This window comes from Bacteroidota bacterium, from assembly GCA_016699695.1.
Taxonomy (GTDB): Bacteria; Bacteroidota; Bacteroidia; order Bacteroidales; family UBA10428; genus UBA10428.
In genome coordinates this window covers 590,247-611,366 of the sequence record CP065006.1, presented here as the reverse complement: position 1 = coordinate 611,366, position 21,120 = coordinate 590,247, and the positions used below count along the sequence as shown (strand labels likewise).

At 41.0% G+C, this 21,120-nt stretch carries 19 protein-coding genes and 1 tRNA gene; 11 read left to right on the top strand and 9 right to left on the bottom strand.

Features of this window, described 5'->3' with window-relative positions; translation table 11 throughout:
- Positions 1 to 52 precede the first annotated feature (52 nt).
- The 6 genes from IPM71_02570 to rpsA all read right to left on the bottom strand — a co-directional run bounded on the left by IPM71_02570 (position 53) and on the right by rpsA (position 7,171).
- Positions 53 to 1,654 (bottom strand): S41 family peptidase, encoded by a 1,602-nt coding sequence (locus IPM71_02570; GenBank protein ID QQS51628.1) that lies wholly within the window; start codon positions 1,652 to 1,654, stop codon positions 53 to 55.
- Between the two features lie 170 nt (positions 1,655 to 1,824).
- On the bottom strand, positions 1,825 to 2,211 hold the full coding sequence (locus tag IPM71_02565) for a DUF1987 domain-containing protein (GenBank protein QQS51627.1): 387 nt from the start codon (positions 2,209 to 2,211) through the stop codon (positions 1,825 to 1,827).
- Positions 2,212 to 2,295: 84 nt separating this feature from the next.
- Positions 2,296 to 3,825 (bottom strand): glutamine-hydrolyzing GMP synthase, encoded by a 1,530-nt coding sequence (gene guaA / locus IPM71_02560; GenBank protein QQS52766.1) that lies wholly within the window; start codon positions 3,823 to 3,825, stop codon positions 2,296 to 2,298.
- A 108-nt stretch (positions 3,826 to 3,933) separates the two neighbouring features.
- Entirely contained in the window at positions 3,934 to 4,854 is a 921-nt protein-coding gene (locus tag IPM71_02555) for a ribonuclease Z (protein ID QQS51626.1), read from the bottom strand.
- Between the two features lie 15 nt (positions 4,855 to 4,869).
- A complete protein-coding gene (locus IPM71_02550) occupies positions 4,870 to 5,220 on the bottom strand; it encodes an STAS domain-containing protein (protein QQS51625.1) in 351 nt (116 codons plus the stop codon).
- 22 nt (positions 5,221 to 5,242) lie between these two features.
- The gene (gene rpsA / locus IPM71_02545; GenBank protein QQS51624.1) at positions 5,243 to 7,171 is read right to left on the bottom strand and encodes a 30S ribosomal protein S1; all 1,929 of its coding nucleotides are present in this window, start codon (positions 7,169 to 7,171) and stop codon (positions 5,243 to 5,245) included.
- Positions 7,172 to 7,468: 297 nt separating this feature from the next.
- On the opposite strand from rpsA, the gene IPM71_02540 reads away from it, so the two are divergent.
- The 7 genes from IPM71_02540 (at position 7,469) to IPM71_02510 (ending at position 15,535) form a co-directional block, all read left to right on the top strand.
- Entirely contained in the window at positions 7,469 to 8,791 is a 1,323-nt protein-coding gene (locus IPM71_02540) for a UDP-glucose/GDP-mannose dehydrogenase family protein (protein QQS51623.1), read from the top strand.
- A gap of 32 nt (positions 8,792 to 8,823) precedes the next feature.
- Positions 8,824 to 9,759, top strand: coding sequence for an SDR family oxidoreductase (locus tag IPM71_02535; GenBank protein QQS51622.1), 936 nt, complete (start codon positions 8,824 to 8,826; stop codon positions 9,757 to 9,759).
- A gap of 13 nt (positions 9,760 to 9,772) precedes the next feature.
- Entirely contained in the window at positions 9,773 to 10,657 is an 885-nt protein-coding gene (gene rfbA / locus IPM71_02530; GenBank protein ID QQS51621.1) for a glucose-1-phosphate thymidylyltransferase RfbA, read from the top strand.
- A gap of 5 nt (positions 10,658 to 10,662) precedes the next feature.
- Entirely contained in the window at positions 10,663 to 11,214 is a 552-nt protein-coding gene (gene rfbC, locus IPM71_02525) for a dTDP-4-dehydrorhamnose 3,5-epimerase (protein QQS51620.1), read from the top strand.
- 1 nt (position 11,215) lies between these two features.
- Positions 11,216 to 12,097 (top strand): dTDP-4-dehydrorhamnose reductase, encoded by an 882-nt coding sequence (gene rfbD, locus IPM71_02520; protein ID QQS51619.1) that lies wholly within the window; start codon positions 11,216 to 11,218, stop codon positions 12,095 to 12,097.
- Positions 12,098 to 12,108: 11 nt separating this feature from the next.
- Positions 12,109 to 13,851 carry a phospho-sugar mutase gene (locus IPM71_02515; protein ID QQS51618.1) on the top strand — a complete coding sequence of 581 codons (1,743 nt, stop codon included), beginning with the start codon at positions 12,109 to 12,111 and terminating at the stop codon, positions 13,849 to 13,851.
- A gap of 64 nt (positions 13,852 to 13,915) precedes the next feature.
- Complete coding sequence (locus IPM71_02510; GenBank protein ID QQS51617.1) at positions 13,916 to 15,535, top strand: S8 family serine peptidase; 1,620 nt, start codon at positions 13,916 to 13,918, stop codon at positions 15,533 to 15,535.
- A 71-nt stretch (positions 15,536 to 15,606) separates the two neighbouring features.
- Here IPM71_02510 and IPM71_02505 read toward each other — a convergent pair whose 3' ends face one another.
- Entirely contained in the window at positions 15,607 to 17,025 is a 1,419-nt protein-coding gene (locus tag IPM71_02505) for an AAA family ATPase (GenBank protein ID QQS51616.1), read from the bottom strand.
- A 207-nt stretch (positions 17,026 to 17,232) separates the two neighbouring features.
- Between IPM71_02505 and IPM71_02500 the strand changes: the two genes are divergently transcribed.
- The 4 genes from IPM71_02500 to IPM71_02485 all read left to right on the top strand — a co-directional run bounded on the left by IPM71_02500 (position 17,233) and on the right by IPM71_02485 (position 19,561).
- Positions 17,233 to 17,949, top strand: a complete 717-nt coding sequence (locus tag IPM71_02500; protein ID QQS51615.1) for a hypothetical protein — start codon at positions 17,233 to 17,235, stop codon at positions 17,947 to 17,949.
- A 12-nt stretch (positions 17,950 to 17,961) separates the two neighbouring features.
- Entirely contained in the window at positions 17,962 to 18,783 is an 822-nt protein-coding gene (locus IPM71_02495; GenBank protein ID QQS51614.1) for a DUF3822 family protein, read from the top strand.
- 2 nt (positions 18,784 to 18,785) lie between these two features.
- A complete protein-coding gene (locus IPM71_02490) occupies positions 18,786 to 19,325 on the top strand; it encodes an RsmD family RNA methyltransferase (GenBank protein QQS51613.1) in 540 nt (179 codons plus the stop codon).
- Positions 19,326 to 19,487: 162 nt separating this feature from the next.
- A tRNA-Asp gene (locus tag IPM71_02485) sits at positions 19,488 to 19,561 on the top strand.
- Positions 19,562 to 19,929: 368 nt separating this feature from the next.
- On the opposite strand, the gene IPM71_02480 is transcribed toward IPM71_02485, so the two are convergent.
- Together IPM71_02480 and IPM71_02475 are read right to left on the bottom strand one after the other, a co-directional pair.
- Positions 19,930 to 20,355: a hypothetical protein gene (locus IPM71_02480; GenBank protein QQS51612.1), complete on the bottom strand. Its 426-nt coding sequence runs from the start codon at positions 20,353 to 20,355 to the stop codon at positions 19,930 to 19,932.
- Between the two features lie 158 nt (positions 20,356 to 20,513).
- Positions 20,514 to 21,083, bottom strand: a complete 570-nt coding sequence (locus tag IPM71_02475; protein QQS51611.1) for an RNA polymerase sigma factor — start codon at positions 21,081 to 21,083, stop codon at positions 20,514 to 20,516.
- Positions 21,084 to 21,120 lie beyond the last annotated feature (37 nt).

Sequence of the window (21,120 nt, the reverse complement as noted above, 5' to 3'; positions counted from 1 at the left end):
CAGTTTGCTGTCAGGCAGTATGTTGCACAATAGAAAAAATCAGTTTGGTTCATCAATGCAATACGTTTAATTCAACCTCATTCCAATTTTCTAATACTTCTATTGCCTTATTGTAGGTTTGGTTGGTAGTATTATAGATTTGGTAAAATTCGCTTTGTCCATAAAGGTCTCTTGCCAGAAAGGCTTTTACCAGCAACTTAATGTAATTCCCCGAAACATCCAGATCAGCTTGAGAGGGTTGCAGCGAGTTTTTTTCTGAATAAGCCAACAGCTTTTCGAATAGTTTTTCATCTACCTCGAAAGTCTTATTAAAGGATTCGAATTCGGAGAATTCATTCAAAAGCCGCTCCCGGTTATTGTCAACATATTCCAACACAAAACTGTTGATGATACCCAAACGGATCAGGTCGCGAAAAAAATTGCTGTAATAACTGGTGTCGAAAGGAACAAAAATATCGGGCATAATTCCACCGCCACCGTAAACTGTGCGCCCTTTTATAAGGGTTTTGTATTTTAGCGAATCAGGAAAATGAATGCTGTCTGCCGAGCCCAGTTCTCCTTTCGAAAACCGCTGGTATACCTCGAGGTGATAATCATCGACCCCATTTTCGTATGGTTTCTGAATGAGTCGCCCCGATGGGGTGAAATATTGGGCTACCGTGATTCGAACAGCCGACTCGTCGGGTAACAGCATTTCGCGTTGTACCAGACCTTTGCCAAACGACCGACGGCCAATTATCAGGCCACGGTCCCAATCCTGTATAGCCCCAGCCAGAATTTCGCTGGCAGAGGCAGAACCTTCATCGATTAGAACAATTACTTTACCCGTTTCGAAATTTCCAAATTGAGTAGTAAGAAATTCCTGCCTTGGACTGTGAATCCCTTCGGTGTAAACGACTCTTTGATTGGCAGCCAGGAATTCATCGGCCAGTTTTACCGCAGCATCCAGATAACCTCCGCCATTGGCAGTTAGATCGAGAATAAGGTTAGTAGCTTTCTGGCTTTTTAATTGCTGGGCGGCCTGGGTAAATTCTTCGACGGTTGTAGCCGAAAAACGGTTAAGCTTTATGTATCCGGTGTTTTCGTTAATCATGTATGATGCATCGAGACTGTAAATTGGTATTTTGTCGCGCACAATCAGAAAATCGAGTTCATTTTTTGAGCCTTTTCGGAGGATAGTGACGTTGACTTTAGTGCCTTTTTTTCCTCTCAGAAGTGAGAATACATCTTCGTTTGTAAGTCCGGTGCCAGCAATATTTTTACCATCTACTTTCAGAATTTTATCGCCAGCCAGGATTCCTACCATGTCCGATGGGCCTCCGGCAATGGCGGAAATTACAAAAAGGGTGTCGTTAAGTATACTAAAAGATATACCAATTCCCTCGAAATTCCCTTCAAGAGGTTCGCGCATCTTTTTTAGCTGATCGGCAGGGATATAAGTCGAATGTGGGTCGAGGTCTTTTAAGATGGAAATGATAGCATCTTCGACAATTTTTTCAGAATCGACCGAATCGACATAACTGGTGTTTAGGTAATCGAGAAACTTGGCAAATTTAAAGGCTTGTTTATATGAATCCTGAGCCAGACATTCGAATTGGCTGATGCCAATAATTGCCAGCACGATCAGGGTCTTGAGTGAAAAGATTTTTTTCATACTACACAAATTTTTTTTGAAAGCAACGAGAGGATTTACGCTGCAAAAGTAGTTCGGTGAATTTAATACATTCCGCAGGATAAATGAACAATTATTGACTGCACAAGCCTTGGCAGAATTAAAATTACTTTGGATAAAGCTGGAAACAGGGGTAGCTTTTCTTTAAGAAATTATTCTTCTAAGAAAATAAAAGGTAGTTCGGTAGCATCGGATATTTCCTGGCCTGCCTCGCGGATTGCTTCGTTGTCTTCAGAATAATACCATTCGACAATAATTTTCATGCCTGCGCGATGAATCTTTGATATTATCTTGAATAAATCAGTAAGCATCACCATCGATTCAGAATTGATCGATTTCAGGTTGATCTCAATGTTAAGTGGGGCCGAAGTTCTGTGCTGAAGCAGTGAATGAAATTCTTCGAGCCAGTTCACCAAAGGACGAAAAAAGTTGGCAGCATTGGCCGGGTTCGAAATACCCCTAATGGAGATTAGCAACTCGTCGGCATCAAATACAACACCGGGGCTGGAAGGGGTACGTTCTATTTTAAGAATATCCATCTGGTTAAATTTCTATGCAAGTTATTAACTTTTATGAGTATTACCTTGGCTTGTTTTCTAAAAAAAAGCTGAGTTGAATTCTAATTATTCCCATTCAATTGTGGCCGGAGGCTTGGAACTAATGTCGTAGACCACCCTGTTCACTCCTTTTACCTTATTAATAATACGGTTCGAGATTGTCGCTAAAAACTCATAAGGCAGGTGCGACCAATCGGCGGTCATGCCATCGGTAGAGCTAACGGCCCTTAAGGCCACTACATTTTCGTAAGTGCGTTCATCTCCCATCACACCAACCGACTTAACTGGCAACAAAATAACTCCGGCTTGCCACACGTCGTGATAGAGGCCAAATTCTTTTAGACCTTCCATATAAATGTCATCCACATCCTGCACAATGCGCACTTTTTCCGGGGTTATATCGCCTAAAATCCGGATGGCCAATCCGGGACCCGGGAAAGGATGCCGGCTCAGAATATTGGGATCTATCTCCAGGGCCATGCCTACACGTCTTACTTCATCTTTGAATAGTAATTTTAAGGGTTCCACAATTTTTAGTTTCATCCTTTCGGGCAGGCCACCGACATTATGGTGCGATTTGATGGTAGCCGAGGGGCCTTTTACCGACACCGATTCAATTACATCGGGGTATATAGTGCCCTGACCTAGCCATTTTACATCTTTAATTTTATGTGCCTCGGCATCGAACACTTCGATAAAGTTTTTTCCGATGCTTTTGCGTTTCGCTTCAGGTTCAGAAATTCCTTTTAAATCGTGCAGGAAGATATCTGAAGCATCGACCCCAATTACATTGAGACCCATATGCTGGTAGGAGTCCAACACTTTTTGAAATTCATTTTTACGCAGAAGCCCATTGTCGACAAAGATGCAGGAGAGGTTTTTACCTATGGCTCTATGCAGCAACACTGCTGCAACTGTAGAATCAACACCCCCCGATAAACCAAGAACCACTTTGTCGTTGCCAAGCATGTTTTTTAATTCGGCAACCGTCGATTCAACAAAGGAATCAGGAGTCCAGTCCTGTTTGCAACCGCAGATTGATACTACAAAGTTCTTTAAAAGCTGTTTTCCTTCGGTGGTATGATATACTTCGGGGTGAAATTGTATGCCGTAAGTATCCTCTTTTTCGACATGAAAAGCACCAACCTTTACATCGCGGGTGCTGCCAATAATGTGAAAATTTTCGGGAAGGTTCACAATGGTATCACCATGAGACATCCAGACCTGGCTGCCACGGGTAAGCTCTTTGAATAATTTCGATTGATTGTTGATGTATTCCAGGTTTGCCCTTCCGTATTCACGATGCTTCGAAGGAATTACTTCACCCCCAAAGCTCTGTGCAAGAAATTGGGCTCCGTAGCAAATTCCCAACAGGGGCAGTTTTGACTTTATATGCTTCAGGTCAGGAATCGGGTGGCCTTCATCACGCACCGAGCAAGGGCTTCCAGACAATATTACACCTTTTACAGTGGGGTCGGGGAGATTGAATTTGTTGTAGGGGTGAATTTCGCAATAGACATTTAGCTCACGCACACGTCTGGCTATTAACTGTGTATATTGTGAGCCGAAATCGAGAATCAGAATTTTTTCCTGCACTTTATAAATGTTTAATGGTTTCAAAGATAGTATTTTCTATTTGGAGTTTGAGCGATCGTAAGGAGAGTTTCAGCGGATTTGATTGACCTGCACAGTAAGCTCAAAGAGTTATTTCTGACTGATGGAATGAACCTCAAGATCTTCTGCAAGGTATGTTTCCGGAAAAACTTCGCGTGCTTCGCGCAAGAGCAAAGAAACATCTTTGTAACGATTCGAAAAATGGCCGATAATCAGTTTTTTTGCTCCTGCCTTTTTTGCAATCGATGCAGCCTGTTGGGCGGTCGAATGTCCTGTTTGTTTGGCAATTTTTCTATCGTTGTTAGCAAAGGTAGCTTCGTGATAAAGCAGGTCGACACCTTCTATCCAGGAGGCAATGCGTTCGTAATACGAGGTATCGGAGCAGAATGCAAAAGACCGTGGAGCAGGGGCAGGTAGTGTTAGTTCTGAATTTGGAATCGTGTTTCCTTCTACAGTGATAAAATCGTTTCCTTTTTTAATGTGAAGAATATCGAGGAGTTTTAGCTTATAATGTTCGAGCATTTCTTTTCGAAGATTGGGTTCTCTTTCCTTTTCAAGAAATAAAAAGCCCCATGCTGGCACACGGTGCTTAAGTGGAAAAGAGAATACTTCAATTTTTTTGGAACTGAATAGCGGAGAGAATCCCCTGGAATGTATGGGAATTACCAAAATTTTATACTGATTGCCTTCGGTAAGAGATTGCTCGTAGAACTCTACAATTTGCTCCAAACCAGGAGGGCCAAAGAGTTGAAGTTCGTTTCTCCGCCCAAGCAGGTTGAGGGTTGAGAATAGCCCGAAAAGCCCAAAAATATGATCGCCATGTAAGTGCGAAATAAAAATCTGATTTAAACTGCTAAGTTTAAGTTTTGCATTTCTGATTTGCAGTTGGGTTCCTTCACCGCAGTCGATTAAAAAAAAATGCTCATGCACCTGAAGTGCATGAGCTGTGGGGTTTCTTCGCGATGTGGGCAATGCAGAGCCACTACCCAAAATCGTCAAATCGAAATTCATCGCCGATAAGTATGTTTAGTGCCTTGCTTCAGCAATCAAACTAATACCTTCATTAACCGATTTAGTAATATTAAGTACCGTATCGAGCTGCGATATGGTGATTAGCCTTTCAACTGCATCATTAAGGCCGGTAAGCACAAATGAACCATTTGCGTTTTTACACAACCTGTTGGCAACCAGAATGGCACTCAACCCTGAGGAATCGCAATAACGACACTTACTCAAATCGAGAATGATATTTTTCTCGCCATTGCCCGAAACTAAAACCAGTTCCGATTTCAGTGTGGGTGCAATGTGCGTATCAAGTTTCTCTTCTAAAACCTGAATTAAAGTGTAGTTGTCTTGCTTTTCAATCTTAAATTCCATATTGAAAAGTTTAATTTTTTAGTTACTTTTCTTTGGTGTCAGCAGATTTTTTTTCGCTCTTCTTTTCCATTTCTTCCTTCAAGGCAGCTAAATCTGAAATATCTCCAAGAGTTGTTTTTTCCAGACTTGATTTAAGCTTTTTGGTAGCCTTTTTGGTAGCAGATTCTTCTGACTTCTTTTCGGCTGTATCCGCGGCTTTTTTCTCGTCTTCGTATACTCTCGTATGTGAAAGTACAATTTTCTTTGCAGATTTCGAAAATTCTAACACTTTAAATTCAAGTTTTTCTTCAACTTTTGCTGAAGTACCATCTTCTTTTACCAGATTACGTGGCGAAACAAAACCTTCTACACCATATTGTAGTGCCACAATGGCGCCTTTTTCGGTGAGTTCGGTAATGGTGCCTTCGTGCACTGTATCAGCGGCAAAGATCGTTTCAAACACATCCCATGGATTTTCTTCCAGTTGTTTATGACCAAGGCTTAACCGGCGGTTTTCCTTGTCGATTTCCAAAACCACTACATCAATGTCTTCTCCTACTTTTGTAAATTCCGAAGGATGTTTAATCTTTTTAGTCCACGATAAGTCGGAGATATGAATTAAACCATCTACACCTTCTTCTATTTCCACAAAAACTCCAAAGTTGGTGAAGTTGCGGACTTTAGCGGTATGTTTTGAATTTAGCGGGTACTTTTGATCGATATTTACCCAAGGATCGTCTTTCAGTTGTTTGATACCCAATGACATTTTGCGCTCTTCGCGGTCGAGTGTAAGAATTACAGCTTCAACAATATTGCCTACTTTCAGGAATTCCTGAGCGCTGCGTAAGTGCTGCGACCACGACATTTCCGATACGTGAATAAGGCCTTCAACGCCAGTAGCTATTTCTACAAAAGCTCCATAATCAGCCATTACCACTACCTTACCTTTTACAGAGTCGCCTACTTTTAGTTTCTCGTCAAGCGAATCCCATGGGTGTGGCGTAAGTTGTTTCAGACCAAGTGCGATGCGTTTTTTGTCGTCGTCGAAATCGAGAATTACCACCTGAAGTTTTTGATCGAGTTGAACAATTTCTTCCGGATGGTTAACACGACCCCATGAAAGGTCGGTAATGTGGATAAGACCATCTACGCCGCCAAGGTCGATGAATACACCATAAGAGGTGATGTTTTTAACAGTACCTTCGAGAATCTGACCTTTTTCAAGTTTAGCAATAATGTCTTTTTTCTGTTGCTCAAGTTCAGCCTCGATAAGTGCTTTATGCGACACAACTACGTTTTTGAATTCCTGGTTTATTTTTACCACCTTGAATTCCATTGTTTTTCCAACATAAATATCGTAGTCGCGGATAGGTTTCACGTCTATTTGTGAGCCTGGAAGGAAGGCTTCGATGCCAAACACATCGACAATCATACCACCTTTGGTGCGGCACTTGATATAACCGGTAATGATTTCGTCTTTTTCGAGCGATTCATTGACACGGTCCCATGATTGGAGTGAACGGGCTTTTTTGTGCGACAACAGGAGTTGTCCTTTTTTGTCTTCCTGGTTTTCAACCAGAACTTCTACTACATCACCTATTTTAAGGTTGGGGTTATAGCGAAACTCACTCACACTGATCACACCTTCTGATTTGAAACCAATGTTGATCACTACCTCGCGTTTATTCAATCCAATAACGGTGCCTTTTACGATTTCGTTTTCGGCTACGGTAGATAATGTTTCGTCATAAAGTTTTAGTAATTCGTCGCGTTGCACATTGGAATATTTATCCAGTGTGTCGTCGTAACCTTCCCAGTCAAAGCTGGTATCGGATTCATTTGAATCATCCTCGATGGGTTTAGATTTAGTTGCTGCCTTTGTAGTTTTCTTTTCTTTAACTTCCACTACTTCGGCACTTTCTGCTTGAGGAGCCACAGGCTCTTGTTCAAGGTTTTTTAATTCTTCAGTCATTTAACAATCAAATAATTAATAAGTTAGACTTTATGTTGTTGAAAATTTGAGGTGCAAAGCTATAATTTAATCTTGTAAAATACTACAAATCAAGCTAAAAATATAGTTGGCTTATCCAGGAAATTCGTGAAAGAAGAGTTCGTTTTAAGTCTTTTCGTCCAATTCTTTTAGTATTATGTGTAAATAAGGTTTATAAATAAAAAATGGATTTCTACCTTTGAGCGGTTTTTGAATAAGCACTTGCTTATTCGAATTTATGTTTATGTCACAGATCATTCATATAACACTTTTTATAAAATGAAAATTGCTATTGTTGGAACCGGTTATGTAGGTTTGGTTACAGGCACTTGTTTTGCTGAAACAGGGGTTGATGTAGTTTGTGTCGATATTGACAAGGAAAAAATCGAAAACCTGAAAAAGGGCATCATCCCAATTTATGAACCTGGACTTCAGCCCATGGTGGAGCGGAATTACTCCAAAGGAAGGTTGCAGTTTTCTACCAGTCTGAAAGAAACCATTCAGGATTGCGAAGCTGTGTTTATTGCAGTAGGTACCCCACCTGATGAAGATGGCAGTGCCGATTTAAAATACGTACTTACCGTGGCCCGCGAAATAGGTATGTACATGACCAATTATCTTGTAGCTGTTACCAAGAGTACCGTGCCTATTACTACCTCCGAAAAAGTGAAAGCTGCCATTGCCGAAGAGCTAAAAAAACGGAACGTAAACCTGGAGTTTGACATTGCTTCGAACCCCGAGTTCTTAAAAGAAGGATCAGCTGTGGATGATTTCTTACGTCCTGACCGGATTGTTATTGGGGTTGAAAACGAAAGAGCCGAAAAAATTATGCGTCGCTTGTACAAACCTTTTGTACTCAACAACCATCCGCTCATCTTTATGGATGTGCCTTCGGCCGAAATGACCAAGTATGCAGCCAACTCAATGCTGGCCACTAAAATTAGCTTTATGAACGATATTGCGAATTTGTGCGAAATTGTGGGTGCCGACATTACCAGTGTGCGCCGTGGCATTGGAAGTGATCCTCGTATTGGCGATAAATTTATTTATGCCGGAGCGGGCTATGGAGGTTCGTGCTTTCCAAAAGATGTAAAGGCTCTGGTAAAATCAGGAAGCGATTATGGTCATAAATTGCGCATTCTTCAGGCTGTGGAAGATGTAAATAACGATCAGAAACTTGTTATATTCAATAAGGTAAAGTCACATTTTAGAGGAAACCTGAAAGGAAAAAAGATTGCGCTTTGGGGTCTTTCTTTCAAACCAAATACCGACGACATGCGCGAAGCTCCGTCGCTGGTTACTATCGAGAAACTCCTCGAGGCCGGAGCACAAGTGAGTGCCTACGATCCGGTGGCTGTTCACGAAACTAAAAGAATTATGGGGAACACAATCCAATACGCTGCCGACATGTACGAAACAGTTATTGATGCCGATGCAGTTATTTTAATGACCGAATGGAGCGAATTCAGAATGCCGAATTACGTTGTGCTCGAAAAATTATTAAAAGAGAAAGTCATGTTCGACGGCAGAAATATCTACGATCCGGTGGAAATGAAAGAAAAGGGCTTTGAATATTACGGTATCGGTAGAAAAATAGTTTAATTTGCGCTTACATTTAAAGCGGGTTATTGTTCATGAAAAAAATTCTGGTTACAGGTGGTGCTGGTTTCATCGGCTCTCACTTATGCGAAAGATTGCTCAATGAGGGTAATGAGGTTATTTGCCTCGATAACTATTTTACCGGCTCTAAAAGCAATGTGGTTCATTTACTGGACCATCCCTATTTTGAGCTGATTCGCCATGATATTACTTCACCTTTTTATATAGAGGTGGACGAAATTTATAATCTGGCATGCCCGGCTTCTCCAATCCATTACCAGTACAATCCCATTAAAACGATTAAAACTTCGGTAATGGGAGCTATCAACATGCTTGGTTTGGCCAAACGTATCAGGGCTAAGGTGCTTCAGGCTTCAACCAGCGAGGTGTATGGCGATCCGAAAATTCATCCTCAAACTGAAGATTACTGGGGACACGTGAATCCAATTGGCACCCGTTCCTGCTACGACGAAGGCAAGCGATGCGCCGAGACGCTATTTATGGATTATTACCATCAGAATAAGGTGCGGATAAAGATTATTCGAATATTCAATACTTATGGTCCGCGTATGCACCCGAACGACGGACGTGTGGTATCGAATTTTATTGTTCAAGCCTTATCGAATAAAGACATTACCATTTACGGTGATGGTTCCCAGACCCGTAGTTTTCAATATGTCGATGACCTGGTAGAAGGGATGATACGCATGATGAATACAGGCGATGAAGTAATTGGACCTGTCAACATCGGGAATCCGGGTGAATTTAAAATCATTGAACTAGCCGAAAAGATTCTGAAGATGACCAACTCTAAATCAAAAATTGTTTTTAAACCATTGCCAGCCGACGATCCGATTCAGCGGCAACCCGATATTAGTGTAGCAAAAAAAACACTCAATAGCTGGCACCCCTTGATAGACCTCGATGCCGGTCTGGTTAAAACCATCGATTATTTCAAAAGCACCTTATAATATCAGGTAACCTATGAAAGGAATAATACTTGCCGGAGGATCGGGTACCAGGCTTTACCCTCTTACCGAAACCATTTCGAAACAAATATTGCCGGTTTATGACAAGCCTATGATCTTTTACCCACTATCTGTACTGATGCTTGCCGGTATTAAAGAAATTCTTATCATCAGCACTCCGCATGATTTGCCACTGTTTCGTAAATTGTTGAAAGATGGCAGCCAGTGGGGAATACATTTCGAATTTGCCGAGCAGCCTTCGCCCGATGGTTTGGCGCAGGCCTTTATTATAGGGGAGAAATTTATCGGCAACGACAGTGTGTGCCTGATTCTGGGCGATAACATTTACTATGGTCATGGTTTTGGAAAAACCTTGCTGAGAACTGCTCAATTAGAAGATGGTGCTACGGTGTTTGGTTATTATGTTACCGATCCGGAACGTTATGGCGTCGTGGAGTTCAATTCAGAAGGCAAGGCAGTGAGTCTGGAAGAAAAACCAAAACAACCCAAATCGAATTATGCCGTGACAGGTTTGTACTTTTATAGCAACGACGTGGTAAACAAGGCAAAAAACCTGAAACCATCGGTACGTGGCGAGTTGGAAATTACAGACCTGAACCGCTTATACCTCCATGAAAACCGCTTGCAAGTTGAAATACTGGGTCGAGGCATGGCCTGGCTCGATACGGGCACACACGAAAGCCTGCTTCAGGCCGGAAACTATATTCACACCATCGAAGCACGGCAGGGGCTTAAAGTTTCCTGCATCGAAGAGATTGCCTACAAAAGAGGCTTTATCTCTCGCGAGCAGCTTATTCAACTAGCCCAACCTCTGCTTAAGAACCAATACGGACAATATTTAATTAGCATTGCCGAGAGTAAAATAGTAACATTTGATTAAATAAAGTGAAAATAATCCCCACATTCATAGCCGACCTCTTTGTTATAGAACCGCAGGTAATAGAAGATGCACGAGGATACTTCTTCGAAGCTTATAATCAGCAAATACTTGAAAAGGCAGGAATTCATCTCAATTTTGTTCAAGATAACCAATCCCATTCATCTTATGGAGTTTTACGTGGCTTACATTTTCAAAAGGCCCCCATGGCACAGACGAAATTGGTAAGAGCACTGGAAGGGACTATTTTTGATGTAGCTGTCGATTGCCGCCGTAAGTCCCCCACCTTTGGAAAGTGGTTTGGCGTGGAGCTTTCTGCTTCAAATAAAAAACAACTATTGGTACCTAAAGGATTTGCTCATGGTTTCTCGGTGTTAAGCGAAAAAGCCACCGTGATGTACAAATGCGATCAATTTTATGCCCCCTCATACGATGCTGGGTTTGCCTATAACGATGCCGACTTGAATATCGATTGGCAGCTGCCTCCTTCAAAAATAATACTGTCGGCCAAAGACGCCAAACTTCCATCTTGGAAAAATGCCGACATCAATTTCGATTAAGATGAGCAGGATTATTGTAACAGGAGCTAATGGTCAGCTGGGTAGTGAAATTAAAAAAATAGAGAAGAAATATCCTTCATTTACTTTCATTTATACTGACATCGACAGCCTAGATTTGACAGATGCCTCTTTGCTGGAATCGTTTATTCTCGCTCAAAAGCCAGATTACCTTATTAATTGTGCTGCTTACACGGCTGTTGATAAAGCTGAACAGGATGTAAAAACTGCAGAATTAGTGAATGCGAGAGTGCCAGGGATGCTTGGTTTGCTGGCTAATAAGTACAGGTATCATATTGTCCATATTTCTACTGATTATGTGTTCTCTGGAGAATTCTACAGGCCATTGACAGAAAGCGATCCAACTCAACCGGCTTCATCTTATGGAAAAACTAAACTGGAAGGCGAAAGGCTTTTAATGCTGGAAAATGAAGCAATCATTTTGCGTACTTCATGGTTGTATTCGGCCTTTGGCAACAACTTTGTAAAAAGCATGTTGCGGCTTGGTGCCGAAAGAAAAGAGCTGGGTGTTGTGTTTGATCAGACAGGAACACCCACAGCAGCAGGTGACCTTGCTGATGCCATTATGCACATTATTTCGAATCATCAGGCAAACAAAGAATGGCATGCCGGTGTTTATCATTTTTCGAACGAAGGAGTTTGCAGCTGGTACGATTTTGCGTTTGAAATTATGGCGTTTGCCGGCCTAAACTGTAAAGTGAAACCCATTTTAACACGAGAATATCAATTGCCAGCTCCACGGCCTGCTTACAGCGTATTGGACAAAACAAGGATAAAGAATACTTTTAAACTGGAAATTCCCTATTGGAAAGAAAGCCTTTACAGGGTTCTGGAAGAATTGAAGATAACCAAAGCAACTCATTAATAATCCATGCTATGATCGATCAGAATTTGCTCGAACAGGTAAAGAAAAAAGCCAATGAATGGCTCAATGGTAATTACGATAAAGAAACCAAAAATCAGGTTAAAAAGCTTTTAGAGAACGACGAAAAAGAACTCGTCGAATCGTTTTACTGTGAGCTTGAATTTGGTACCGGAGGCCTGCGGGGAATTATGGGTGTAGGCACCAACCGCATGAACATATATACAGTTGGAATGGCTACCCAGGGTTTATCGAATTACCTGAAAAAGAATTTCGAAACTCTTAAACAGGTAAAAGTTGCCATTGCATACGATTGTCGCAACAACAGTCGATTATTTGCCGAAACTACTGCCAAAATATTTTCTGCCAATGGGTTTAAAGTGTACCTCTTTGAGTCGCTTCGCCCTACTCCCGAGCTTTCCTATGCCATCCGACAACTGGGTTGCCAGAGTGGAGTAGTGATTACCGCATCGCACAACCCTAAGGAATACAATGGGTACAAGGCATACTGGGACGATGGCGGACAGGTTGTGTCGCCCCACGATAAAAACATCATTGCCGAAGTACAAAAAATAAAAACGGTCGATGAAATTCGCTTCGAAGGGATTGAAGCGAATATTGAACTTTTGGGTGATGCGTTTGACGAGAAATATACCGATATGATCAAAGGTTTGTCACTTTCTCCGGCAATTATCGAAAAGCATAAGAACCTGAAAATGGTTTACACTCCCATACATGGCACCGGAGTGAAATTAGTGCCTTTGGCTTTAAGAAAACTTGGCTTTACCTCCATTTACAATGTTCCGGAACAAGATGTTGTGGATGGCAATTTTCCAACGGTCTATTCACCCAATCCGGAAGAAACAGCTGCCCTCAAAATGGCCATTGAAAAGGCAGAAAAAATTGATGCCGAGCTGGTAATGGCCACAGATCCCGATGCCGACAGGGTAGGAGTGGCCGTTAAGGACAACAATGGAAAGTTTGTAATACTGAATGGCAACCAAACGGCTGCCCTTATTACCCAATACATGCTCTCGCAATGGCAAAAGAATAATAAGCTTACCGGAAAGGAATTTATTGTAAAAACGATTGTTACCAGTGAATTGCTCGTAGAAATTGCAAAGAAATACAAGGTAGACTATTTTGATGTGTTGACAGGTTTTAAATGGATTGCGGCAGTGATTAAGCAATACGAGGGACAAAAGACCTTTATCTGTGGTGGCGAAGAAAGCTATGGATTTATGGTAGGTCCGGAGGTACGCGATAAAGATGCTGTTTCTGCATGCGCCATTGTGGCCGAAACTGCTGCATGGGCTAAGGAGCAAGGAAAATCTCTTTTCGACCTTCTTCTCGATATCTATGTGCAATATGGTTTTTACCTCGAAGACCTTGTTTCTGTGGTACGAAAGGGTAAAGACGGCGCCGAAGAGATTCAGAGAATGATGGTAGATTTTCGAAGCAATCCTCCTGCATCGCTTGGAGGTTCACCTGTTGTGCGCATTGCCGATTACGAAGTACAGCAGATGACAGACAGGTTGACAGGGTCGAAAACACCAATCAATTTGCCCAAGTCGAATGTGCTGCAATTTTATACAGCCGACGGAACAAAAGTTTCGGTGCGGCCATCAGGCACTGAGCCAAAAATAAAATTCTATTTTGGAGTTAAGGAAAGCTTGAGCAATGCTGCTGAATACAGCCATGTTTTAAAAACATTAGCTGGAAAAATCGAATCCATTAAAAAGGACTTAAATATTTAAATAGATATCGGATTTTATAGCGTGCACATTTAAACCGGAATATAAATGTGCTAAAACAAACACCATGAGAAAAAACAAAATTACCATTCTGCTCGCCGCACTTATGATGCAGGCATTTAGCGTTTATGCGCTTGATAAAGGCGATTCGCTAAAACAGGCCAATTGGCAAAATCTCGATCCCACTATCGATAAGGTAATGGGTATCAGCACTGAAAAAGCATATGCTGAATTGCTTCAGGGTAAGCAGTCTAAAACAGTGATAGTGGCTGTAATTGATGGGGGGGTCGATACCACACACGAAGACCTGAGAAGTATTTTATGGGTGAATGAAAAGGAAATTCCAAACAACGGAATCGACGACGATAACAACGGTTATATCGATGATATTCATGGCTGGAACTTTATTGGTAACGCGCAAGGAGAAAATATCCATCATGCAACTCTGGAACTTACGCGCTTGTATGCTCTTTATCAGGAACTATATGCAGGAATGAACCAGGATTCGCTTCTGGCTTCCGAAGACGAGAGTCTGAAACAATATAAAAAAGTAGTAACAGACTTCGAAGCCAAGAAATCGGAAGCCGATGCAAATTATCAGTATGTCACAAAAATTGCATCTGATTTTGTTCGCTACGATTCTATACTTCGCGTTCTAACAGGAAAAGAAAACTATACAGAAAAAGAAATAAAAGCCCTTAAGCTGGAAAAAAAGTCCTTAGCCGACTCTGCCCGGAGGTTTATTACCATGGCCTCGAAACAGGGAATCAACCAGGAGCGTATTGACAAATACTCCGAATACCTTCAAAACAGGATAGATTACCATTATAACCCCGATTTTAAAGCACGCGAGGTAATAGGCGATGATGAGCAACAATGGCTCACGAGCCAGTATGGCAACAACGACGTAATGGGCGAAGAACCGGGCCATGGCACCATGGTTTCAGGAGCCATTGCTGCAGTTCGAAACAATAACATAGGTGTGAATGGTATTGCAGATAATGTGCGCATTATGGCTATTCGTACCGTACCCGATGGCGATGAATGGGACAAAGATGTGGCAGCTTCGATAAAGTATGCCATCGACAATGGTGCTGAAATTATTAATATGAGTTTTGGTAAAAGCTATTCGCCTCAGAAGCATTTTGTCGATAGCATTGTGAAGCTTGCCGATGCGGCCAATGTGTTATTGGTCCATGCTGCCGGAAACGACAACAACAATATCGATATAGAAGAGAATTTCCCAAACCGCTATTCGTCTGGTGCAGAATTGTTGGTCAATAATTACATTACTGTTGGAGCTTCTGCTATTTCGGCTAAAAAGAACAACCTGGTTGCAGGTTTTTCCAACTATGGCAAAAAACAGGTCGATTTGTTTGCACCAGGGCATGACCTTTTGCTCTGCGCACCCGGCAATGAATACGAGGTAGCCAGCGGAACCAGTTTTGCTGCCCCAGTGGTAAGTGGAGTAGCTGCCCTTATTAAATCGTACTACCCCATGCTTAGCGCTGCCCAGGTAAAAGATATCATCTTAAAATCGGCAGTAACCAACGATTATGATGTCAAACTTCCCGGAACCACAGGCAAAAAAGCCACAATTGTTCCGTTTAAAGATCTTTCCCTCACAGGGGGTGTGGTGAATGTGTACGAAGCTCTGAAACTGGCAGAAACCGTTTCGAAGCAATAATAGTTTAATTGAATATCAATAGAAGCAGCAGGAGCATATAAAACTCCTGCTGTTTTTTTTTCGAATCATTTTTAGCTACCACTCAGGTATTCTTCTTTAAATCCTACCAGGTATACTTTCTCGGTAGCCCTTGTAACTGCGGTATATAGCCATCGCAAGTATTCTTTGTCGATGTTTTCGGGGGTAAGGTAGCCAGCATCGACATATATTTCTTTCCATTGTCCGCCTTGCGCTTTATGGCAGGTTACGGCATTGGCATATTTTACCTGAAGGGCATTGAAATATTCGTTTTGCCGAACCATTTCGTATTGTTTCTTTTTTGGTTTTATCTGTTCATAATCTTCCAGAATGGAATAGAACAATTGTTTGTTCTGCTCGGTACTTAAAGCTGCCGATTCACTATGGAGCGAGTCGAGAAGCAAAATGGTGTCGAGTTCAATTTCGTAATCAACAAGTCTTACGGTGCACCAGGCAAAGCGAAACCCATAAAGCTCGCTATACTTCTTTACCTTCAGAAGTTCTATTATATCGCCATTGGCAATAAAATCGGCAGCTTCAGAATTTTTAAGCCAGAAATAATTGTTTTTCACTACCATCAGCATATCTCCTGGCGAAAGCTCTTCTTCGCGCCAGAAAACCTGGTGACGGATGCCCATATTATATTTGTTAGCTCTTTTGTTCGAGCGGCAAATGACAAGAGTGTTTTTAGTGCCACAACGGTTGTAGCTGTTGCCGAGTGCTTCGATTAACTCACTGCCAGGCAACGAAACAACCTGATCTCCATGGCTAAAATTAAATAGGGGCAATGTAAAATTGTTGGTTTCGATTTTATTCCGAATATTAGTGGCATTCGTCAAGATGGAGGAAGTTTCTGTTTGGCGCACCACATCGCTTAAGGTAATTTCTTTCACCGAAAACCCAGCCTTTCTGATTTCATCCTTATCAAGGGCCGGGCTCAGTAAAGTTCCTATTGGAGGTAATTGGGCAGTGTCACCCATTAAAATCAACCTACATCCCTTTCCATTGTTTACGTAGTGCAACAAATCGAGCAGAAGAGACCCGCTACCAAAAGGCGAAGCATTGTTTTGTTCATGATGTATCATGGAAGCCTCGTCGACTACGAAAATGGTTTGGCTATGCAGGTTTCTGTCGAGTTGAAACCGACCAAAACCATCTACAGATGAAACTTGCCGGTAGATTTTCTTATGGATTGTCTGAGCTGTGTGCCCCGCATAATTCATTAAAACCTTAGCAGCTCTTCCGGTAGGGGCAAGTAGTATACTTTTTGTGCCTAGCTCATTCAATGTTTTTATGTATGCACTTAGTGTGGTGGTTTTTCCGGTTCCAGCAAAACCTTTAACGAGCAATACATCTCCATCGCGACCTGCCAATGAAAATTCCGACAACTCCTTTATCAGCAAGTCCTGAGAAGGGGTTGGGGTGTAATTCAATTTTTTTGAAACACTTTCCGATATCCTGGTACCGAGCATAAATAAAGGTTGACTTTGTTATGAAATTTAGCATTAAACCAAACAATATAAACGTAATTTTAACAATGTTTCTTAAAAAGCCTAAATTTTCATGCAATCATTCACAAGAAAATTCTAAAGGGAAACAGATATGGTTCGTCAATCTGATTTTTTTTTATAAATTCGCAGCAGTTTTATCACGTCTATAACCGAAAAAACACTATTGATATGACAACTTATGTACTTCTCTTGTTAGCAGTGATACTAGTGGGCATCCCTTCGATATTTATCGTAAATAAATTTCCAAAAATACGCTTGGTGTTTCAGATTGTATTTGCCGTGCTGATTGTAGTTTTATCTTATTTACTCTTTCTGAACATCAATAAGCCTATCAAATTCGAAAGACATTTGAAAATGAGAAGCGAAGCTACCATCGAACGTTTGATAGATATCCGCCAAATACAAGGAAGCTTTAAAGATAAGCATAACCGCTATACAGCCAGTTTCGATACCTTAATCCATTTTGTTCAGACCGATTCGTTTGCAATTGATAACATTGTTGAAGTTACTCCGGGAGCATGGAAACAAGATGAGATAACCAAAGAAGAAGCGATTAAATTGGGTATTCTTCAAAAATCTGTAGCTTATGTAAGTGTGAAGGATTCGCTGTGGAAGGCAAAGAATTACGACATTACAAATATCCGGTATGTACCCTATACCGAGAATATTGAATTTACAATGGGAGCTGCTGAACTTGAAACTGCTTCGAAGGTAAAAGTAAAAGTTTTCGAATGTTATGCACGTTATATCGACCTGTTAAACGGACTTGATAAGCAATTGATATCAAACTTTATCGACGAAAAGACCAAGTATGGAGGTTTTGAAGGAATACGTGTGGGGTCATTAACAGAAACAACTAACAATGCCGGAAACTGGGAGAAATAACCCATCAGAAAAATGCCCGACATTCAATTTGTAAATCCGTACTTTAAGAATATTGATAAAAAGGAAATATCCATCCAGGTTAGCCTGGGTGGATTTTCTATTTACTGCAAAACTGCCGAAAGCGGTGAGTGTTTGTTTTTGAAAAGCCATTCGTTTAAAAATGTCTACCTCGAAGATGAGCTTTTTCGTAAGGTTGGAGAAATTACCAACAACGAAACTTATTTGAATGAATCCTATTTAAAAGCAGAGGTTACTTATATTCATCAGAAGGTGACTCTTGTGCCAAAGGAATTCTTTGCACCGGAAAACATCCTCAGCTTTTTTGAGTTTAATCATACGCTTAGTGAATACGATGAGCTTCATTACAAATATATCCAAAGCTTAGAAGCCTATTGTGTTTTTTCCATGCCCAACTATCTTTCGAATTTGTTTTATTCGAAAGTACCCGGAGTGGAATTCAATCATCAGGCAGTGAAATTGATAAGTCATGGATTAAGCCTTCAGGAGAAAGGATTTTATGCTCTGGTTGGCTTGAATGCAGGATTTTTTGACATTGGTGTCTTTGAAGATAAGCAATTGTTGTTGTACAATTCATTTCAGTTTGCTAACGCCCTAGATTTTATATACTTTTTCCTTTACCCACTGAAGCAATTAAAAATCGATACACATTCGCTCAGTGTGACGCTTTTCGGAGATTCAAAGACTTGCCAGGAAATGAAAAAGGAGCTCAAATCATACGTGAAAATCATAAGATTACCAGAATTGGCACACCTAAAATGTCCTTCAATCACTCCGCAACAAATGGCAGAGCATTTTTATCTTTTAAATAGTTAGGAATGCGTATTGTAAGCGGCGATTTTAAAGGGCGCACAATTCCGGTACGAAAAGATTTCCCTTCGCGCCCCACGACCGATTTTGCCAAGGAGAATATTTTTAATGTCCTGCATAACCATTTCGATTTTGAGGAGATTGAGGTGCTAGACCTTTTTTCTGGTACCGGCAGTATTAGTTTTGAATTCGCCTCTCGTGGTGCAATAAAAGTGACTTCTGTTGAATTGAATTACCAATCGTTTGATTTTATACGAACAACAGCAAAAAACCTTGAGATGCAGAACCTTTTCGCCGTAAAAGCCGATGCGTTCAGGTTCATCGAAAAGTGCACCGAAACCTATGATATTGTTTTTGCAGATCCGCCCTACGACTTGAAAGCTTTGGATATGTTGCCAGAAAAAGTTTTTCAAAAAGGTCTTCTAAAACCAGAGGGATGGTTTATTCTGGAGCATGGCAAAAGGAATAATTTTAATTCGCACCCGAAAATTTTCGAAATGCGCAATTACGGAAGTGTCTGTTTTAGCATCTTTCGACAAACGGAATAAATAGTGTCTTTTCGTTTTTTTTCGACAGCTTTGGCAGAAGCTCCTCTTGAAGTAAAATAAAAGTTATAAGAGATATAAAATTTTTTGCAGATTGCTTGCTGTATTGAAAAATAGCGCTATTTTTGCAACGCTTTACGGAATAGATCAAGCGATATTAGTAAAGGTTCGGTAGTTCAGTTGGTTAGAATGCCGCCCTGTCACGGCGGAGGTCGCGGGTTCGAGTCCCGTCCGGACCGCAAAGCCCTGAAGAAATTCAGGGCTTTTTTTATGCACCTTATTGGTAAACCACTAACGCGCGTTTAGCCTAACTGAGCGCAGTTTATTATAATAACAAGCCCAACAAATAAAAAAGAGACTAAGCGTAGAACCGACCGAAGGGAGCTCAGCGGAGCTAATTTTCTACGCATTTTTATATTTGTAGCCCCACTGCCGCAAGTCTGTGACTTGTGGCCTTGAGATTGATTCGTTCCTTGCGATGACGGTAACTTTTTTAAATTAACGACCTTGTAATAACAGCATTAGGGGATTAATGGCCGTAAAAATACATCTGTAGCTGCGAGCTATGGATAACTTTGCAAAGAGAATTTTTTGAAGTGGCTACGTTCTAGAGTCTTTTATCCTCCAGCAATTGGCCTACATCAGAAAAGGTGAGCTGATAGCGAAAGAGTGCTTTGTCGCGCACAATTATCTCGTATTCAATTGTATTACCTTTGTTACGAATCAGCCTGTTCATAATTTCACCTTTCAGCTCGGCTTTTTCTCTGAGCGTTTCAGGCAAAAAACCCTCGGGAATAAACTGCTTGTACTCGGTTAGGTTTCCATGTGTATCGAATAAAGCGATGTGTTCAAGATTTTCTTTATAGAAAATGGCTTCAAAACAGCTTCCGCGTTTGTGCCACTCAACATTAGAAGCATCTGAGAAACTTTGTTCGAAAGCTTTTCTGCAAACCTCGGGAGGCTTGATGCTGCTACCTTCGAGTATTTTTCTGAAGAAGTCGGGAATACGTTTATAGAGTTTAGGCTTATCCATTTTTTGTATTTTCTGCTTTTTGTTCAAGTATTCTTTCTTATTTCTATCGGAAGAGGAGTCTATAAAAAAAGGCAATTGAGTAGATTAAAAAAATTGCCAAAATCAAATTGACTATTGTTCCATGCTTATGACGAAAGAATAATGCCAGGTAACATAATTCATTCTTTCTGGAATTTTTCCTGATACAAATAAATGACACGGGTACGGGCCCTCTTAAGCCGCATTTTAGCTGCATCTTCGCTTATCCGCAAGGCCACGCCAATTTGTTTCATCGATAAGTCGTCCTTGTATTTCATTAACAACAACGCTTTTTCTTCGGGGTGTATTTGTTCCAGAATTTGCAGGAAATTTTCGTAATTGATGCCTTCAAGGTTTTCCTCCGTCTCGTCTACAATTTCAGGCATTTCGTTGGTTTTATTCCAGTTGGGGTAGTGGAGTTTTTTCTTTTCGCGCAGGTAATCGATACAGTGGTTGTAAGTGATCGAGTATAGCCACGACGAAAATGTAGAAAGGTTCTTAAAGGAGGAAAGCTTTTCGAAACATTTCGAAAAAATATCTCTTGCCAGCTCTTCTGCAAGTTTGCGGTCTTTAACAAAACTGTAGCACTTGGCAAATACTTTAGAATAGTATCTGTCGTACAAGATTTCGAAATATTTCGACGAACCTTTGGTTTTTATCCTTTCCAGCAGTTCTTCATCCTTCAGCAAAACCAGGCTTTCATGAGACATATTCCTTTGTGCTGTCTGATAGTTTGAATACGATTTC

Bases quoted from the DNA above. Each gene is read 5' to 3' on its own strand.
- IPM71_02505 (QQS51616.1), bottom strand. From the start codon at position 17,025: ATGCTCGGTACCAGGATATCGGAAAGTGTTTCAAAAAAATTGAATTAC.
- IPM71_02480 (QQS51612.1), bottom strand. From the start codon at position 20,355: ATGGATAAGCCTAAACTCTATAAACGTATTCCCGACTTCTTCAGAAAA.
- IPM71_02540 (QQS51623.1), top strand. From the start codon at position 7,469: ATGAAAATTGCTATTGTTGGAACCGGTTATGTAGGTTTGGTTACAGGC.
- IPM71_02565 (QQS51627.1), bottom strand. From the start codon at position 2,211: ATGGATATTCTTAAAATAGAACGTACCCCTTCCAGCCCCGGTGTTGTA.
- IPM71_02510 (QQS51617.1), top strand. From the start codon at position 13,916: ATGAGAAAAAACAAAATTACCATTCTGCTCGCCGCACTTATGATGCAG.
- IPM71_02550 (QQS51625.1), bottom strand. From the start codon at position 5,220: ATGGAATTTAAGATTGAAAAGCAAGACAACTACACTTTAATTCAGGTT.
- IPM71_02495 (QQS51614.1), top strand. From the start codon at position 17,962: ATGCCCGACATTCAATTTGTAAATCCGTACTTTAAGAATATTGATAAA.
- IPM71_02500 (QQS51615.1), top strand. From the start codon at position 17,233: ATGACAACTTATGTACTTCTCTTGTTAGCAGTGATACTAGTGGGCATC.
- rfbD (QQS51619.1), top strand. From the start codon at position 11,216: ATGAGCAGGATTATTGTAACAGGAGCTAATGGTCAGCTGGGTAGTGAA.
- IPM71_02475 (QQS51611.1), bottom strand. From the start codon at position 21,083: ATGTCTCATGAAAGCCTGGTTTTGCTGAAGGATGAAGAACTGCTGGAA.
- IPM71_02570 (QQS51628.1), bottom strand. From the start codon at position 1,654: ATGAAAAAAATCTTTTCACTCAAGACCCTGATCGTGCTGGCAATTATT.
- rpsA (QQS51624.1), bottom strand. From the start codon at position 7,171: ATGACTGAAGAATTAAAAAACCTTGAACAAGAGCCTGTGGCTCCTCAA.
- IPM71_02515 (QQS51618.1), top strand. From the start codon at position 12,109: ATGATCGATCAGAATTTGCTCGAACAGGTAAAGAAAAAAGCCAATGAA.
- rfbA (QQS51621.1), top strand. From the start codon at position 9,773: ATGAAAGGAATAATACTTGCCGGAGGATCGGGTACCAGGCTTTACCCT.
- IPM71_02555 (QQS51626.1), bottom strand. From the start codon at position 4,854: ATGAATTTCGATTTGACGATTTTGGGTAGTGGCTCTGCATTGCCCACA.
- IPM71_02535 (QQS51622.1), top strand. From the start codon at position 8,824: ATGAAAAAAATTCTGGTTACAGGTGGTGCTGGTTTCATCGGCTCTCAC.
- IPM71_02490 (QQS51613.1), top strand. From the start codon at position 18,786: ATGCGTATTGTAAGCGGCGATTTTAAAGGGCGCACAATTCCGGTACGA.